This is a genomic window from Cellulomonas fimi (assembly GCF_028583725.1).
GTDB lineage: Bacteria > Actinomycetota > Actinomycetes > Actinomycetales > Cellulomonadaceae > Cellulomonas > Cellulomonas fimi_B.
In genome coordinates, this window is the sequence record NZ_CP110680.1 from 3,035,492 (window position 1) to 3,052,023 (window position 16,532).

Here is a 16,532-nt window from a genome sequence, read left to right on the forward strand (position 1 = left end):
CACTCGAAGGGGGGCCCTCATGCGCCGTGTCATCGCTCTGCTCTGCCTCGTCGTCGGAGCCGTCGTGCTCCTGGTCGGGACGGCGGCCGCCACGCTCGTCGGACCGGACGACCGCGTCGACCTCCGACCGCTCGCCGCACCGGCGGGCGTCCGCGCGGTCGTCGTGCCGCACGACCTCGTCCCGCTCAGCGGGGTGACCCTGCACGTCGGAGCGCGTGCCGACCGCGGCGACGTCCTCGTCGGCGCGGCGCACCCGGTCGACGTCTCCTCCTACGTCTCGACCACCCGACGCCTCGTGCTCCTGCGCGCCGGCACGGACGGCCGACCGGTGGGCGACGTGCGCGGACGCGCCGGCGACACACCTCTCGACCTCGCCGCGGCGACCTTCTGGACCGCCGACGACGCGGGCAGCGGCACGCGTGCGCTCGACGTGGTGCTCACTGACGACCCGGTGGCGGTCACGGCCGTCGCGGCCGACCCGGGTGCGCGCCTCCACGTCGTCGTGGGCGTCGAGGTGCCGTCCTCGTTCCTGGCCGCGACGGCGACGGCCCTCACGGGAGCCGCGCTCGTCGCGCTCGGGATCGTCCTCGTGCGACGACGCGGTCCGCGGGGTCCGAGGGGCGCGATCGGGCCGGACGAGGTCGGCGTGACCGTGGCCGGTGACGTCCGGCGCTCACGCGCCGCAGCACCGCCGGCGCACGTCGCGACCCGGTCACGGCGCGCCGGTGTCCTCGCGGTCGTGACGGTCGCGACCGCGGTGAGCCTGACCGGGTGCGCCGCGCGACCGGGCGTCGTGATCCGCCCGTCCGAGCCGGAGCGGCTCGCGGTGACGGACGCGGAGCGGGACGCGCCCGGGCCGGGCCAGCACCCGTACTCCGAGGCCGCCGCGGCGGCCGCCGCGGGTGACCCTGACGCGTGGGCGGCGGTGCTGAGCGGCCCCGAGCTCGAGGCGCAGCAGCTCGAGTCCCGCGTGGCGCTCGCACGTGCGGCGCAGGACGGCACGCCCGTCGACGGCTCGACGTACGGCCTGACGACGCTGGAGGAGCTGAACCCCGCGTTCACGGCCTACCCGCTGTTCCGCGTCGAGGTCACACGCAAGGACGGCGACGCCACGGCGCCGCCGCTCCTGCGGCTGTCCGAGCGGCGCGACGTCCTGGACGGCTGGCACGTCCTCGCGGAGACGACGGTCGCGGAGGGCACGGTCCTGCACCGGGGCGACCCGGGCGCACGGCACGCGCCGAACGAGGCCGACCTCGGCCGGGCGCAGGACGCGCTGGGCGCGGTGCAGGACTACCTCCGGACCGGCGAGGCCGGTGCGATCCACGAGGTCGGCGCCCTCGGCGACGTGCGCCACGACCTGCTGCTCGGGGACCTGGGCGCGGTCGTGCAGTCGGTCACCGTCGACCCCTGGGGGGACCGTGCCGCGCCGTTCGGTCCGCACGGGGCGTCTCGCGCGTTCGCGGTCGGCGGAGGCACCGTCGCGGTCCTCACCCTCGACGCCGACGTGACGATCTCGTCGACGTCCGCGGACGACCTCCTGCAGTTCACCGACCCCGTCCTGGCGGCCGCCGTCGGTCAGCCCGGGTGGCGCACCGCGCTCCGCGTGCGGGCCGTCGTCGTCGTCGCGGTCGCGGTGTCGTCGTCGGGCACCGTGACCGTCCTCGGCGCGTCCGCCAAGCCCGTCGCCCGGTCGTGACACCGGGCCCGCTCGTGCCGGGACGGAGCTGCGCGTCGACGGCCTCCGGCACCCCCGCGTTCCCGGGCCGCCGAGGTCAGTCGTGCGTGAGGGTGATCGTCGCGAGGAAGGCGCCGCTGTTGTTCGCCACGCCGGCGTCGTTGACGCCGAGGTACAGCTGGCCGTCCCGCGGGCACACGTAGGCGGCGCGCTCGCCGACGACGAAGAAGGTGTCGGGGTCCTCGTCGAGGCTGCCGATGACGGTCACCGTGTTCGCGTCGGGGAAGCCCTCGACGTTGAACTGGTGGAAGAACGGGTCGAGCAGCCCGTTCGGTCCGACGGTCCCGCCGGCCGACTGGTCGTGCGACACGGACCCGCTCATCTCGATGCCGAAGACGTCGCCCGTCACGCACGTCACGCCCATCGGGGTCCACACCTGGGTCGCCGGAACGGCCCGGTCGACGACGGTGACGGTGGGCTCCTCCGGGGTCGGGGTCGGGGTCGGCGTCTCCGCCGGCGCCGTGCTCGTCACCATGGACGCGCCGGAGCCGGCGTCGCTGCCCCCGTCGGGCCACAGCGCGTACACGAGCGCACCGAGCACCACCACGCCGCCGACGCCCGCCGCCACGCCGACGAGCAGCGAGCGACGGTCGGTCGGCTGCGGGGGAACCGCGACCGACGACGGGCCGCCGCCGGCGGGAGGTGTCCAGCTCGCCGCCGTCGCGCCGCCCGTCGGCGCGTGCGCGCCGCCCGCTCCGGAGGCCGGTACCCCGCCGACGCCGACGGGCGGCGGCGGAGCCGGTGCGGCGCTCAGGACCTCGTCGGCCGCGGCCGTGTCCCCCGGGCCCGTGCCCGCGCCGGGCCCGTCGTCGTCGGGGTTCCTCGTCGTGTCCACAGCGTCCCTCCCCCGTGAGGCACCGCGCACCGCACGCGGCACCACCGACAAGGAGGCACGCCGCGACCCGCAGATACGGCGGACCGCCCCCCGTCAGCCCTCAGCCTTCGGTCGAGCCGGACGCGGTGGACGCGCGGCGCAGGATCACCTCGGCGTGCCGCAGGACGGGACCGTCGACGAGCCGCCCGTGCCACCGGAACGCCCCGGGCGCGCCGACGGCGACCGCGAGGACCGCACGTGCCCACGCGACCTCGTCGTCGTCCGGCCGGTACGCGTCGCGCACGACGTCGACCTGCGCGGGGTGCAGGCACGCGGTCGCGGTGAAGCCGGTGGCGGCCGCGTCGTCGGCCTCCTCGGCCAGGCCCGCGAGGTCGTCGAGGTCGAGGTGCACGGCGTCGATCGCGGCCTTGCCGTACGCCCCGGCGGCGACCAGCACGACGGCGCGCGCGTACCGGGCGATGTCGCGGTAGGACCCTTCGGGCCGACGGCTCGACGTGCCGCCGAGGGACGCGACGAGGTCCTCGGCACCCCACATGAGGGCCACCACGGACGGCTCGGCGGCGATCTCGGCGGCGTGCAGGACGCCGGCGGCGGTCTCGACGAGCGCGACGACGTCGAACCCCGCGAGCGCGCGCACGTCGTCGGGACCCGACGTCTTGGCGAGCATGAGCGTGCGGTACGGCGTCTCCGCGAGCGCGCGCAGGTCCTCGGCCAGGTCGGGCGTCGACGCGGCGTTGACACGGACGACCGTGCGGGCGGGGTCGAGGAGCGTGCGGCGCAGGGCGTCGCGCGCGCGCCCCTTGGCGTCGGGCGCGACGGCGTCCTCGAGGTCGAGGATCACCGCGTCCGCCCGGTCGGCGGCCTTCGCGTACCGGTCGGGGCGGTCGGCGGGGCAGAACAGCAGCGCGGGGCCGAGGGTGAACGTGCTCACGGCGCCGCGTCCCGCGTCCAGAACAGGACCGTGCGCGTGGCCTCCGCGACCACGACGCCGTCCTGGTTGCGGCCGGTGTGCGCGAGCGTGACGACGCCCTGCCCCGGGCGCGACGACGAGGGCCGCTTCGACTCGACGACCGTCTCGGAGTAGAGCGTGTCGCCGTGGAACAGCGGGTGCGGGAACCGGACGCCGGTGAACCCGAGGTTCGCGACGATCGTGCCCTGCGTGAGCTGCGTGACGGACGTCCCGACCAGGACGGCGAGCGTCATCATCGAGTTCACCAGCCGCTGCCCGAACGGCTGGTCGGCCGACCACGCGGCGTCGAGGTGCAGCGCCTGGGTGTTCATCGTCAGCGTGCTGAACAGCACGTTGTCCGCCTCGGTGAGCGTGCGTCCGGGGCGGTGCAGGTAGCGGGTGCCGGGTTCGAGCTCGTCGTAGTACAGCCCCCGCTGCACGACGTCGGTCATCGTGCGGACACCCCGACACCCGCGCCGGCGAACCCGAGCTCGCGCGCGATCACCATGAGCTGCACCTCCGTCGTGCCCTCGCCGATCTCCAGGATCTTCGAGTCGCGGTAGTGCCGCGCGACGGGGTTCTCGTTGAGGACGCCGTACCCGCCGAAGATCTGCGTCGCGTCGCGCGCGTTGTCCATCGCGGCCTCGCTCCCGAGCAGCTTTGCGAGGCTCGCCTCGAGCTTGAACGGCCGGCCGGCGACGAGCAACCGCGCGGCCTCGTACCAGGCGAGCCGTGCGGCGTGCACACGGGCCTCCATGCGCGCGAGCTTGAACGCGATGTGCTGGTTCTCGCCGATCGGGTGGCCGAACACGTTGCGGCTGCGGGCGTACCGCATCGCCTCCTCGAGGCAGCCCTGGGCCGCTCCGGTGCACAGCGCGGCGATCGCGACGCGACCCTCGTCGAGCGCCTGGATGAACTGCGCGAACCCGCGACCGCGCGTCCCGAGCAGGTTCTCCTCCGGCACGCGCAGGTTCTCGAAGCGGAGCGGGTGCGTGTCCGAGGTGTGCCAGCCGACCTTGTCGTAGGCGGGCAGGACCGTGAGGCCGGGCGTGCCCGCGGGCACGAGGATCGCGGACAGCTCCTTCGCCGTCGTGCCGTCGTCGCGGGTGCGCTCGCCCGTCACCGCGGTGATCGTCAGCAGGCGCGTGATCTTCGACCCGGAGTTGGTGATGAACTGCTTGCTGCCGTCGATGACCCACTCGCCACCCTCCAGCCGGGCCGTCGTACGCGTCCCGGCCGCGTCCGACCCGGCGTCGGCCTCGGTCAGCCCGAACGCCGCGAGCCCGCGCCCCGACGTGAGCGTCGGCAGCCACTCCTCCTTCTGCGCGTCCGTGCCGAACCGGAACACCGGCATAGCGCCGAGCCCGACGCCCGCCTCGAGCGTCACACCGATCGACTGGTCGACGCGCCCGAGCTCCTCGACGGCCAGGCACAGGTCGAACATGTCGCGCCCCTGGCCGCCGTACTCGGTCGGGAAGGGCAGGCCGAACAGCCCCATCTCCCCCATCTGCGCGAGGATCTCGTACGGCAGCTCGCGCTTGGTGTCGTACTCGTACGCGGCCGGCGCGACGACGTGGTCGGCGAAGTCGCGCACCTCGTCGCGGAGCTTGCGCTGCTCGGGGGTGAGGTCGTGGCTCATGGTGCGGTCCCTTCGTGGGGGGTGACGGTCGCGACCACGTGGTCGAGCTGCACCCGGTCGGCCGGTCGGACCGTGAGGGTGACGACGCCGTCGCGGGGGGCGGCGAGGCGGTGCTCCATCTTCATCGCCTCGATCGTGAGCAGGGGTTGACCGGCGACGACCTCGTCACCGGTCGCGACGTCGACGGCGACGACGACGCCGGGCATGGGGGCGCGGACCTCGGGAGCGGTCGGGCCGTCGCCGCGCGGACCGGCCGTGCGGTCGTCGGCGAGCTGCTCGGCACGGCTGCGGACGCGCAGGTCGTGCGTCGCGCCGTCGACGGCGACCCAGGTGACCGGGCCGTCGACGGCGACGCGCACGGGGTGGACGACACCCGCGATCTCGACGTCCGCGGAGTCGGGCCCGGTCCGCACGAACCTGACCCGGCTCGCCGCCGCGCCCGCCGTGCCCGCGGTGCCCGCCGTGCCCGCCGTGCCCGCCGGTCCGACCGTGACGTCCGCGACGCCGGCGACGAGGTCGGGGATCCCGGACGGGCCGGTGACGCGCGCGTCGCGGCCGTACGCCGTCGCCTCCGCCGGCCGCCACGGGTCCGACGCCTCCGGAGCGGCAGCCGTGACGGTCACGTCGACGGCACCGCGGTCCGCCACCACGCGGTACGCGCGCGGGACGGCACCTCCGATCCGCCACCCGTCCGGCCGCCACGGACCGCCGACCCCGCGAGCTCGGTCGTCGGCCGACGGACCGGCCGCGTGCCGCCACAGCACCGCGGCGACGGCGGCGGTCGTGTCGGGGTCGACCGCGTCGCTGCCCTCCGAGGGGACCCGCGCGCCCGGGTCGGCACTCGCGGGGGCGGGCGCGTCGCCGGTCGGGCTCGGCGCGCCGGTCTCGATTGGCACGCTCAGGAGCCGCGCCAGGAGGCCGGTGTCGAGCCGGCCGGCGCGCACGTCGGGGTCCGCGAGCACGCGACGGAGGAAGCCGACGTTCGTGCGCACGCCGAGGACGACCGTCCGCGCGAGCGCCGCGTCGAGCCGGCGCAGCGCCTCGGCCCGGTCGGCGCCGTGCGCGACGACCTTCGCGAGCATCGGGTCGTACGTCGTGCCGATCTCCAGGCCGGTCCGCAGCGCGCTGTCCACGCGGACTCCCTCGCCCGTCGGCTCGTCGAGGACCAGGACCGTCCCCGTCGTCGGCAGGAAGTCGCGCGACGGGTCCTCGGCGTAGACGCGCGCCTCGACCGCGTGCCCGGACAGCCGGACGTCGTCCTGCCCGAACAGCAGCTCCTCCCCCGCCGCGACGCGGAGCTGCTGCTCGACGAGGTCGAGCCCGGTGACGAGCTCGGTCACGGGGTGCTCGACCTGCAGGCGCGTGTTCATCTCCATGAAGAAGAACTCCGTGGGCGCCTCGTCAGACACGAGGAACTCGACGGTCCCGGCCCCGACGTAGCCGACGCTGCGCGCGACGTCGCACGCCGCCGCGCCGATCCGGGCGCGCGTCGCCGCGTCGAGGAGCGGCGACGGCGCCTCCTCGACGACCTTCTGGTGCCGCCGCTGCAGGGAGCACTCGCGCTCGCCGAGGTGCACGACGTGCCCGTGCGAGTCCGCGAGCACCTGCACCTCGATGTGCCGCGGGGTCGCGACGAGCCGCTCGACCAGCAGCGTGTCGTCGCCGAACGCGGCGGCGGCGACCCGGCGTGCGGCGACGAGCGCGTCAGCGAGGTCCTCCGCGCGGCGCACGACCGTCATGCCCTTGCCCCCGCCGCCCGCCGACGGCTTCACGAGCACCGGGTACCCGAGCCGCCCGACCGCCGCGGCGACCTCGTCGTCCGTCATCGCCGCGAGCGCGACGCCCGGGATCACGGGCACGCCCGCGGCCACGACGTGGTCCTTCGCGCGGACCTTGTCGCCCATGACGTCGAGCGCCCGCACGCCCGGACCGACGAAGACGATCCCGGCGGCCGCGCACGCCCGCGCCAGGTCGGCGTTCTCGGACAGGAAGCCGTACCCGGGGTGGATCGCGTCGGCGCCCGCGACGCGCGCGGCCCGGACCACCGCGTCGACGTCGAGATAGCTCGCGCGCGGCTCCGCCGGTCCGAGCCGGACGGCCGCGTCGGCGAGCGCGACGTGGCGCGCGTCCCGGTCGGCGTCGGAGTACACCGCGACCGACCGGATGCCGAGCCGGCGCAGGGTCGCGATGACGCGGCACGCGATCTCGCCCCGGTTGGCGACGAGCACGGCACCGAACAGCGGTGCAGCGGGCGCGCGGGGCGGTGCGGGCGCGTCGGTCGGCGGGGTCGCCGCGGGGTCGGTGGCGGTCACGCCCGTCACATCCGGAACAGCGCGGGTCGGGGCGCGTCGAGCGGGACGGTCGCGCACACGTCGAGCGCCATGCCCAGGACGCGGCGCGTGTCGAGCGGGTCGATCACGCCGTCGTCCCACAGCCGCGCGGTCGACCAGTACGGGCTGCCCTGCGTCTCGTACTGCGCTCGCAGCGTGGCGCGGAACTCCTCCTCGTCGGCGGCATCCCAGGTCCCGCCGCGGGCCTCGACCTGGTCCCGCCGGACCGTCGCGAGGACGGACGCGGCCTGCGCGCCGCCCATGACGGAGATGCGCGCGCCGGGCCACATCCACAGGAACCGCGGCGAGTAGGCGCGCCCGCACATCGAGTAGTTCCCGGCGCCGAACGACCCGCCGACGACGACGGTGAGCTTGGGGACGCGCGTCGTCGCGACCGCCGTCACCATCTTGGCGCCGTGCTTGGCGATCCCCCCGGCCTCGTAGTCGCGCCCGACCATGAACCCGGAGATGTTCTGCAGGAACACGAGGGGGACGCCGCGCTGGTCGCACAGCTCGACGAAGTGCGCACCCTTGAGCGCGGACTCGCTGAACAGCACGCCGTTGTTCGCGACGATCCCGACGGGGTGGCCGTGCAGGCGCGCGAACCCGGTGACGAGCGTCGCGCCGTACTCGCGCTTGAACTCGTGCAGCTCGGAGCCGTCGACCAGCCGTGCGATCACCTCGCGCACGTCGTAGGGCGTCTGCAGGTCGGTGGGGACGACGCCGTAGAGGTCGTCGGGGTCGACGGCGGGCGGCCGGGGCCCGACGACGTCCCACGCGGTCGTCGTCGGGCGCGGCAGGGTCGCGACGATGTCGCGGACGATGGCGAGCGCGTGCGCGTCGTCCTCGGCGAGGTGGTCGGTGACGCCCGACGTGCGCGCGTGCAGCTCGCCGCCACCGAGCTCCTCGGCCGTGACGACCTCGCCCGTCGCGGCCCGGACCAGCGGCGGCCCGCCGAGGAAGATCGTGCCCTGCCCGCGCACGATCACGGTCTCGTCGGACATCGCCGGCACGTACGCGCCGCCCGCGGTGCACGAGCCGAGCACGCACGCGACCTGCGGGACGCCCTCGGCGGACATGCGCGCCTGGTGGAAGAAGATCCGGCCGAAGTGGTCGCGGTCGGGGAAGACCTCGTCCTGCATCGGCAGGAACGCGCCGCCGGAGTCGACGAGGTAGACGCACGGCAGCCGGTTCTCGCGTGCGATCGCCTGCGCGCGCAGGTGCTTCTTGACGGTCAGCGGGTAGTAGGTGCCGCCCTTCACGGTCGCGTCGTTGGCGACGACCATGACGTGCCGCCCGGCGACGAGCCCGATCCCCGCGACGACCCCGGCGGCGGGCGCGTCGTCGTCGTAGACCCCGTGCGCGGCGAGCGGCGCGACCTCGAGGAACGGGCTGCCCTCGTCGAGCAGGACGTCGATCCGCTCGCGCGTGAGGAGCTTGCCGCGCGCGACGTGCCGCTCCCGCGCGGCGGGGGGTCCGCCGAGCGCCGCGGTGGCGAGCCGGTCGCGCAGGTCGTCGACGAGCGCGCGCTGCGCGGCGGCGTTGGCCGCGTGGTCGGGAGCGCTCGGGTCGGCCGCCGTCCGGAGGGTCTCCATCGACGCTCCTTGAGTTAACGATCGCTAACTGAAATGACGCTAGTGTGCGACCAGCGACTTGTCCACGACAGGAGGCCCGATGCCCGAGGGAGCCGTCGACGTCGACGTCCCCACCACCGCGCGGGGGCGGGCGAAGGCCGAGCGGCGGGACGCGCTCCTCGCCGCAGCGGCGCGGCTGTTCGCGCGGCACGGGTTCGACGGGGTGTCGCTCGACGACCTCGGTGCCGCCGTCGGCGTCCGGGGCCCGGCGGTCTACCGGCACTTCCCCAGCAAGCAGGCCGTCCTCCTCGCGCTGCTCGCGGGCACGAGCGAGCGCCTGCTCGACGGCGGCCGTGACGTCGTCGCGCGGACCCCCGACCCGCGTGACGCGCTGCGCGCGCTCGTGCGGTTCCACGCCGACTTCGCACTCACCGAGCCCGACGTCATCCGCGTCCAGGACCGCGACCTGGCCGCGCTCGCCGCACCCGACCAGGAGGCCGTCCGGGTGGTCCAGCGCCGGTACGTCGACGCGTGGGTCGACGTGCTCGCACGCCTCTCCCCGACCGCCGACCGGCCCGAGCTGCGGCTGCGCGCGCAGGCGACGTTCGGCCTGCTCAACTCGACCCCGCACAGTGCGCGCGGCCTCTCGCCGGCCCGCACCCGGACGCTCCTGGAGGGCATGGCCCTCGCCGCGCTCGGTCACCCCGAGGACCACCCGTCCGGCTGACCGGCGGCACGCGCGCCGAGCGCGGGTGATAGGCGAAAGGTCCCTTGCGGATCTAGCCTGGCGGGACATCAGGCAATGGGGCCACCGCTTCACAAGAGCACGGCTCCGCCGACGACGGAGCGGAACATGTTGCGTTCAGATGTGTCAGCCGGGCATGCCCGGGAGGGTGCGGAGCAGCGGACGACGGGGTCCTCGAACGACCCCGCACGGGTCGGGAGCAGCGACGGCAGCGACGCCGACGACGGTCTCGTCCGGCTCGTCACGACCACCGGCGAACGGGTCGAGGACCCGGAGCACGACCCCTGGGTCGCCGACGTGGACGACGACGCGCTCGTCGCGCTGTACGAGGACATGGTCGTCGTGCGGCGGTTCGACGTGGAGGCGACCGCCCTGCAGCGGCAGGGGCAGCTCGGGCTGTGGCCGCCGCTCATCGGGCAGGAGGCCGCGCAGGTCGGCTCGGCTCGCGCGATGCGCCCCGACGACTTCGTGTTCAGCTCGTACCGCGAGAACGGCGTCGCGTACTGCCGCGGCGCCGACCCGACCGACCTGGTGCGCGTCTGGCGCGGCACCGCGCTCTCGGGCTGGGACCCGTGGTCGCTGCACATGGCGACGCCCCAGATCGTGGTCGCGTCGCAGGCCGTGCACGCGACGGGCTACGCGCTCGGCTGCCGCATGGACGGCTCCGACACCGCCGCGATCGCCTACTTCGGCGACGGCGCGACGAGCAAGGGCGACGTGCACGAGGCGATGGTGTTCGCCGCGAGCGGCGACGCGCCCGTCGTCTTCTTCTGCCAGAACAACCAGTTCGCGATCTCCGAGCCCGTGGACCTCGTGGCCCGCCGGCCGCTCGCCGACCGCGCCCCCGGGTACGGCATCCCGAGCGTGCGCGTCGACGGCAACGACGTGCTCGCGGTCCTCGCCGTCACGCGCGCGGCGCTCGACCGCGCCCGCCGCGGCGACGGCCCGACGTTCGTCGAGGCGGTCACCTACCGCCAGGGCCCGCACACGACGTCGGACGACCCGACGCGGTACGTCGACACGGCCGTGCACGCCCGGTGGGCCGAGCGGGACCCGATCCTGCGCGTCGAGCGCCTCCTGCACCAGCGCGGCGCGCTGACCGAGGAGCGCACGCACGAGGTCAAGGAGAAGGCGGAGGAGTTCGCGCACCGGATGCGCGAGGGCTGCCTGGGGCTCGAGGTGCCACCGCCGCTGAGCCTGTTCGACCACGTGCTCGTCGAGCCCACCGCGACCCTGCGCCGGCAGCGCGACGAGTACGCCGCGTACCTCGGGATGTTCGACGACGAGGCGGTCCGATGAGCACCCTGACGCTGGCCGGGGCGCTCAACGCGGGGCTGCGCCGGGCGCTCGCCGACGACGACCGCGTCGTCGTGCTGGGCGAGGACGTCGGGCGCCTCGGCGGCGTCTTCCGCGTGACCGACGGGCTGCAGCGCGACTTCGGCGTCGACCGCGTGCGCGACACCCCGCTCGCCGAGTCCGGGATCCTCGGCGTCGCCGTCGGGCTCGCGTACCGCGGCTACCGGCCGGTCGTCGAGATCCAGTTCGACGGGTTCATGTACCCCGCGTTCGACCAGGTCGTCACGCAGGTCGCACGCCTCCACTACCGGACCGGCGGCGCCGTGCGCATGCCGATCACCGTGCGCATCCCGTACGGCGGCGGCATCGGCGCGGTCGAGCACCACTCCGAGTCGCCCGAGGCGTACTTCGCGCACACCCCGGGCCTGCGCGTCGTCTCGCCCGGCGGCCCGCAGGACGCGTACGCGATGGTCCGGCAGGCGGTCGCGTGCGACGACCCCGTCGTGCTGCTCGAGCCCAAGCGCCGGTACTGGGTCAAGGGCGACGTCGACGAGCAGCTCGACGACGCGCTGCCGCTCGACCGCGCGCGCGTGGTCCTGTCGGGCGACGACGTGACCGTCGCCGCGTACGGCCCGCTCGTCCTCACGGCCCGCGACGCCGCGCTCGCCGCGCGCGACGACGGCCTGTCGGTCGAGGTCGTCGACCTGCGGTCGCTCTCGCCGCTCGACCTCGACACCCTGGAGGCGTCGGTCCGGCACACCCGGCGGCTCGTCGTCGCGCACGAGGCGCAGCGCAGCGGCGGGCTCGGCGCGGAGATCGCCGCGTCGGTCACCGAGCGCTGCTTCGACGTGCTCACCGCGCCCGTCGCGCGCGTCACCGGGTTCGACGTCCCCTACCCGCCCGCCAAGGTCGAGGAGCACTTCCTGCCCGACCTCGACCGGATCCTCGACGCCGTCGACCGCGTCCTGGGCCGGCCGCACTCGCTGAGCGGCTTCACGCCCACCGTGCACGCGGTCGACGACCCACCGGGCGCCGCGGTCGACGGCGCCGCCGAGCACGCCCGTGCCGCGACCGTCGGGAGCGCGTCGTGAGCGCCGACGTGACGGTCCGGACCGTCACGCTGCCGGACCTCGGCGAGGGCCTGACGGAGTCCGACCTGGTCGAGTGGCTCGTCGCCGTCGGCGACACCGTCACGCTCAACCAGGTCGTCGCCGAGGTCGAGACCGCGAAGGCGCTCGTGCAGCTGCCCTCCCCGTGGGCGGGCGTCGTCGAGGCGCTGCTCGTCGAGCCGGGCACGACCGTCCCCGTCGGCGGCCCGCTCCTGACGATCGCCGTGCCTGACACCGCCGGGACCGCCGGCCGGTCGCCGTCGGCCGCCCCGGCCGAGGCGGCACCCGACCTCGCCCCCGTGCCCGATGCGCGCGTGCCCGATGCGCGCGTGCCCGAGGCCGCGGCCGACGTCGTGCCCGCCGGGCCGACCGCACCACGCGCCTCGGTCACGGCTGCGCGCGTCGAGGCGCCCGCGACGGAGTCCGCGGAGGTCGTCGAGCCCGCCGCGCAGGCCGTCCCCGAGCGGACGTCGGTGCTCGTCGGGTACGGCCCGCTCGTCGAGGCGTCGGCCCGGCCGCACCGCCGGCCGCGCTCGGCGGCCTGGCTCGCGGCGCACCCGACGGCGAACGGCCACGGACCCGGTCACGGCCGGTCGCACGCCCACCCCGCGGACGACGTCGGCGCCGGCGAGCCCGGCGGCACCGTCGCCGCTCCCCCGCGACCGACCCCGCCCGTCCGCAAGCTCGCGCACGACCTCGGCGTGCACCTCGAGCGCGTCCAGGGGACGGGCCCGTCGGGTCAGATCACGCGCGACGACGTGCTCCACGCGCTCGCGCCGACCGGCACCACGCCTCCCCGCGGGACACCCGCGGTGTCGACAGCACCGCCCTCCGCCACGACGACGTCCGCGGCTGCACCGCCGACGACGAGTCCGTCGGCGGCCCCGGCGACACCCGCACCCCGGACCGCGAGCACGACGGCGTCGCGCGACGACGTCCGCATCCCCGTCTCGGGGGTCCGACGGCAGACCGCGGCCGCGATGGTCGCGAGCGCGTTCACCGCCCCGCACGCGTCGGTCTTCCTCAAGGTCGACGTCACGCCGACGACCGCGCTGCTCGCCGACCTGCGCGCGGACCGGTCGATGGACGGCCACCGGCTCACGCTCCTCGCGCTCGTCGCGAAGGCCGTGACGCTCTCCGTCCGGGACCACCCGGACCTCAACGCGCGCTGGGACGAGCCCGCGGGCGAGATCGTGCGGCACGCCCACGTCGGCCTCGGCATCGCCGCCGCGACGCCGCGCGGGCTGCTCGTCCCGGTCGTGCACGACGCCGACACGCTGCGTCTGCCGCAGCTCGCCGACGCGCTGCGCGATCTCACCGACGCTGCGCGCACCGGCACGACGACACCCGCGGACCTGTCGGGCGGCACGCTCACGATCACGAACGTCGGCGTCTTCGGCGTCGACGGCGGCACGCCGATCCTCGTGCCGGGGCAGTCGGCGATCGTGGCCGTGGGCGCGGCACGCCGGCAGCCGTGGGAGCACGACGGCGCGGTCGCGCTGCGCGACGTCCTCACGCTCACCGTCTCGTTCGACCACCGCGTGGTCGACGGCGAGCAGGCGTCGCGCTTCCTCGCGGACGTGGGTCGCGTCCTCGCCCGGCCCGCCTCGGTGCTCGCGATGGTCTGACCGCACGGGCAGCACGGACCTCGGGAAGGAAGGGGCACGATGGACAAGGTCGTCCGCTCGGCGGCCGACGCGGTCGCCGACATCCCCGACGGCGCGACGCTGGCCGTCGGCGGGTTCGGGCTGTGCGGCATCCCGAGCGTGCTGATCCGGGCGCTGCTCGACGCCGGCACGCAGGACCTGGAGGTCGTGAGCAACAACTGCGGCGTCGACGACTGGGGCCTGGGGCTGCTGCTCCAGGAGCGCCGGCTCCGCCGGGTCGTCGCGTCGTACGTCGGCGAGAACAAGGAGTTCGCGCGGCAGTACCTCGCGGGCGAGCTCGAGGTCGAGCTCACGCCGCAGGGCACGCTCGCCGAGCGGCTGCGCGCGGGCGGCAGCGGGATCGCCGCGTTCTACACGCGCACCGGCGTCGGCACGCAGGTCGCGGAGGGCGGTCTGCCGTGGCGGTACGACGCCGACGGCGCGGTCGCGGTCGCTTCACCCCCGAAGCCGGTCGAGACGTTCACGGTGCGCGGCGAGGCGCACGAGTACGTGCGCGAGGAGGCGATCACCGCGGACTTCGCGCTGGTCCGGGCGGCCGTCGGCGACGCGGCGGGCAACCTCGTCTTCCACCGGTCGGCCCGCAACTTCAACCCGCTGTGCGCGGCGGCGGGACGGGTCACGATCGCCGAGGTCGAGCACCTGGTGCCCGTGGGCGCGCTCGACCCCGACGCGATCCACCTGCCCGGCATCTTCGTCGACCGCGTCGTCCCCCTCACGCAGGCGGAGGCCGCGGACAAGCGCATCGAGCGGCGCACGCTGCGGGACGGGGGCGCGTCGTGACCCTGACCCGCGAGCAGATGGCGACCCGGGCCGCGCGCGAGCTCCCCGACGGCGCCTACGTCAACCTCGGCATCGGCCTGCCCACGCTCGTCCCGAACCACCTGCCACCCGGCGTCGAGGTCGTGCTGCAGTCCGAGAACGGCGTGCTCGGCGTCGGCCCGTACCCGACCGAGGACGGGGTCGACCCCGATCTCATCAACGCCGGCAAGGAGACCATCACGCTGTCGCGCGGGGCGTCGTTCTTCGACTCCGCGACGTCGTTCGGGATGATCCGCGGCGGCAAGGTCGACGTCGCGGTCCTCGGCGCGATGCAGGTGTCGGCCGCCGGCGACATCGCCAACTGGATGATCCCCGGGAAGATGGTCAAGGGCATGGGCGGCGCGATGGACCTCGTGCACGGCGCCCGCCGGATCGTCGTCCTCATGGAGCACGTCGCACGCGACGGCTCCGCGAAGATCCTGCCGTCGTGCACCCTGCCGCTCACGGGCGTGGGGGTCGTCGACCGGATCATCACCGACCTCGCCGTCCTCGACGTGACCCCGGACGGCCTGGTGCTGCGCGAGTGCGCGCCCGGCGTCAGCGTGTCCGACGTCGTGGCAGCGACCTCCGCGGTCCCCTTGCTGACGAGCGACGACGTGCGGGAGATGGTGCTGGTATGACCGGTCGCGACGCGGTGCTCGTGTCGTTCGCGCGCACCCCGATGACACGCCTGGGCGGGGCGCAGTCCACCCTGACGGCCGCGACGCTCGGCGCCGCCGCGATCCGCGGTGCCGTCGAGCGGGCCGGGATCCGCCCCACCGCCGTCGACGCGGTGATCATGGGCCAGGTCGTGCTGGCCGGAGCCGGGCAGAACCCCGCCCGGCAGGCCGCGCACCTCGCCGGCCTGCCGTGGACCGTGCCCGCGACGACGGTCGACAAGGTCTGCCTGTCGGGCCTCACCGCGATCATCGACGCCGCCCGGCTCGTCGCGTGCGACGAGGCCGACGTCGTCGTCGCCGGCGGCCAGGAGTCCATGAGCCTCGCGCCGCACCTGCTCCCCGGCTCGCGTCGCGGCTGGACCTACGGTGACGTCACCGCCGTCGACTCCCTCGCCTGGGACGGGCTCACCGACGCGTTCGACCACGAGTCGATGGGCGCGTCCACCGAGCGGGGCAACACCGCCCTCGGGATCACGCGCGCCGCGCAGGACGAGGTGGCCCTCGCGAGCCACCTGCGCGCCGCCGCTGCGGTCGCTTCGGGGGTGTTCGCCGAGGAGATCGTCCCCGTCCAGGTCCCGCAGCGCCGCGGCGACCCCGTCATCGTCGACGCCGACGAGGGCATCCGGCCGACCACCACGCTGGAGTCGCTCGGCGCGCTCCGCCCCGCCTTCGCGCCCGACGGCACCATCACCGCCGGCAACGCGTCGCCGCTGACCGACGGCGCGGCGGCCGTCGTCGTCGCCGCCGGGGACGTCGCCCGGTCCCGCGGCTGGCCGGTCCTGTGCACGGTCGGTGCGTGGGGCCAGGTCGCCGGACCCGACACGTCCCTGCACTCCCAGCCCGCGCGCGCGATCGAGTCGGCCGTCAAGCGCGCCGGCTGGGACGTCGGCCACCTCGACTTCGTCGAGATCAACGAGGCGTTCGGATCCGTCGTCGCGCAGTCCCTCCGGGACCTGGACTACCCGCTCGAACGCACCAACCTGCACGGCGGCGCCATCGCCCTCGGCCACCCCATCGGCGCGTCCGGCGCCCGGCTCGCGGGCCACGCGGCCCTCGAGCTCGCCCGCCGCGGCGGCGGCCGTGCCGCCGTCGCGCTGTGCGGGGGCGGCGGACAGGGCGAGGCGCTCCTGCTGTCCCGCGACCGCGACTGACGCGACCCCATCCGGTCCCCGGCT

The 16,532-nt window shown here is 75.5% G+C and carries 14 protein-coding genes; 8 read left to right on the forward strand and 6 right to left on the reverse strand.

What is annotated here, in order from left to right; genetic code table 11:
- The first annotated feature begins 19 nt into the window (after window positions 1–19).
- Window positions 20–1,696, forward strand: coding sequence for a hypothetical protein (locus OOT42_RS13690; protein WP_273651743.1), 1,677 nt, complete (start codon window positions 20–22; stop codon window positions 1,694–1,696).
- 76 nt (window positions 1,697–1,772) lie between these two features.
- Here the strand turns inward: OOT42_RS13690 and OOT42_RS13695 are convergent, their stop codons facing one another.
- The 6 genes from OOT42_RS13695 to OOT42_RS13720 form a co-directional block, all read right to left on the reverse strand.
- On the reverse strand, window positions 1,773–2,570 hold the full coding sequence (locus OOT42_RS13695; RefSeq protein WP_273651744.1) for a hypothetical protein: 798 nt from the start codon (window positions 2,568–2,570) through the stop codon (window positions 1,773–1,775).
- A gap of 100 nt (window positions 2,571–2,670) precedes the next feature.
- Window positions 2,671–3,501, reverse strand: coding sequence for an HpcH/HpaI aldolase/citrate lyase family protein (locus OOT42_RS13700; protein WP_273651745.1), 831 nt, complete (start codon window positions 3,499–3,501; stop codon window positions 2,671–2,673).
- Window positions 3,498–3,971 carry a MaoC family dehydratase gene (locus OOT42_RS13705; RefSeq protein WP_273651746.1) on the reverse strand — a complete coding sequence of 158 codons (474 nt, stop codon included), beginning with the start codon at window positions 3,969–3,971 and terminating at the stop codon, window positions 3,498–3,500. The genes OOT42_RS13700 and OOT42_RS13705 overlap by 4 nt, the downstream gene beginning before the upstream one ends.
- Complete coding sequence (locus OOT42_RS13710; protein ID WP_273651747.1) at window positions 3,968–5,158, reverse strand: acyl-CoA dehydrogenase family protein; 1,191 nt, start codon at window positions 5,156–5,158, stop codon at window positions 3,968–3,970. The genes OOT42_RS13705 and OOT42_RS13710 overlap by 4 nt, the downstream gene beginning before the upstream one ends.
- Window positions 5,155–7,470, reverse strand: coding sequence for a biotin carboxylase N-terminal domain-containing protein (locus OOT42_RS13715; protein ID WP_423775902.1), 2,316 nt, complete (start codon window positions 7,468–7,470; stop codon window positions 5,155–5,157). The genes OOT42_RS13710 and OOT42_RS13715 overlap by 4 nt, the downstream gene beginning before the upstream one ends.
- A gap of 5 nt (window positions 7,471–7,475) precedes the next feature.
- Window positions 7,476–9,083 (reverse strand): carboxyl transferase domain-containing protein, encoded by a 1,608-nt coding sequence (locus tag OOT42_RS13720; RefSeq protein ID WP_273651748.1) that lies wholly within the window; start codon window positions 9,081–9,083, stop codon window positions 7,476–7,478.
- Window positions 9,084–9,162: 79 nt separating this feature from the next.
- On the opposite strand from OOT42_RS13720, the gene OOT42_RS13725 reads away from it, so the two are divergent.
- The 7 genes from OOT42_RS13725 (at window position 9,163) to OOT42_RS13755 (ending at window position 16,508) form a co-directional block, all read left to right on the forward strand.
- A complete protein-coding gene (locus OOT42_RS13725; protein ID WP_273651749.1) occupies window positions 9,163–9,789 on the forward strand; it encodes a TetR/AcrR family transcriptional regulator in 627 nt (208 codons plus the stop codon).
- 126 nt (window positions 9,790–9,915) lie between these two features.
- A complete protein-coding gene (gene pdhA, locus OOT42_RS13730; RefSeq protein WP_273651750.1) occupies window positions 9,916–11,106 on the forward strand; it encodes a pyruvate dehydrogenase (acetyl-transferring) E1 component subunit alpha in 1,191 nt (396 codons plus the stop codon).
- Window positions 11,103–12,194, forward strand: coding sequence for an alpha-ketoacid dehydrogenase subunit beta (locus tag OOT42_RS13735; protein WP_273651751.1), 1,092 nt, complete (start codon window positions 11,103–11,105; stop codon window positions 12,192–12,194). Before pdhA ends, OOT42_RS13735 begins: the two co-directional genes overlap by 4 nt.
- Complete coding sequence (locus OOT42_RS13740; protein WP_273651752.1) at window positions 12,191–13,840, forward strand: dihydrolipoamide acetyltransferase family protein; 1,650 nt, start codon at window positions 12,191–12,193, stop codon at window positions 13,838–13,840. Before OOT42_RS13735 ends, OOT42_RS13740 begins: the two co-directional genes overlap by 4 nt.
- Window positions 13,841–13,879: 39 nt before the next feature.
- Window positions 13,880–14,659, forward strand: a complete 780-nt coding sequence (locus OOT42_RS13745; protein WP_273651753.1) for a CoA transferase subunit A — start codon at window positions 13,880–13,882, stop codon at window positions 14,657–14,659.
- On the forward strand, window positions 14,656–15,318 hold the full coding sequence (locus OOT42_RS13750) for a CoA transferase subunit B (protein ID WP_273651754.1): 663 nt from the start codon (window positions 14,656–14,658) through the stop codon (window positions 15,316–15,318). The genes OOT42_RS13745 and OOT42_RS13750 overlap by 4 nt, the downstream gene beginning before the upstream one ends.
- On the forward strand, window positions 15,315–16,508 hold the full coding sequence (locus OOT42_RS13755; RefSeq protein WP_273651755.1) for an acetyl-CoA C-acetyltransferase: 1,194 nt from the start codon (window positions 15,315–15,317) through the stop codon (window positions 16,506–16,508). The genes OOT42_RS13750 and OOT42_RS13755 overlap by 4 nt, the downstream gene beginning before the upstream one ends.
- Window positions 16,509–16,532 lie beyond the last annotated feature (24 nt).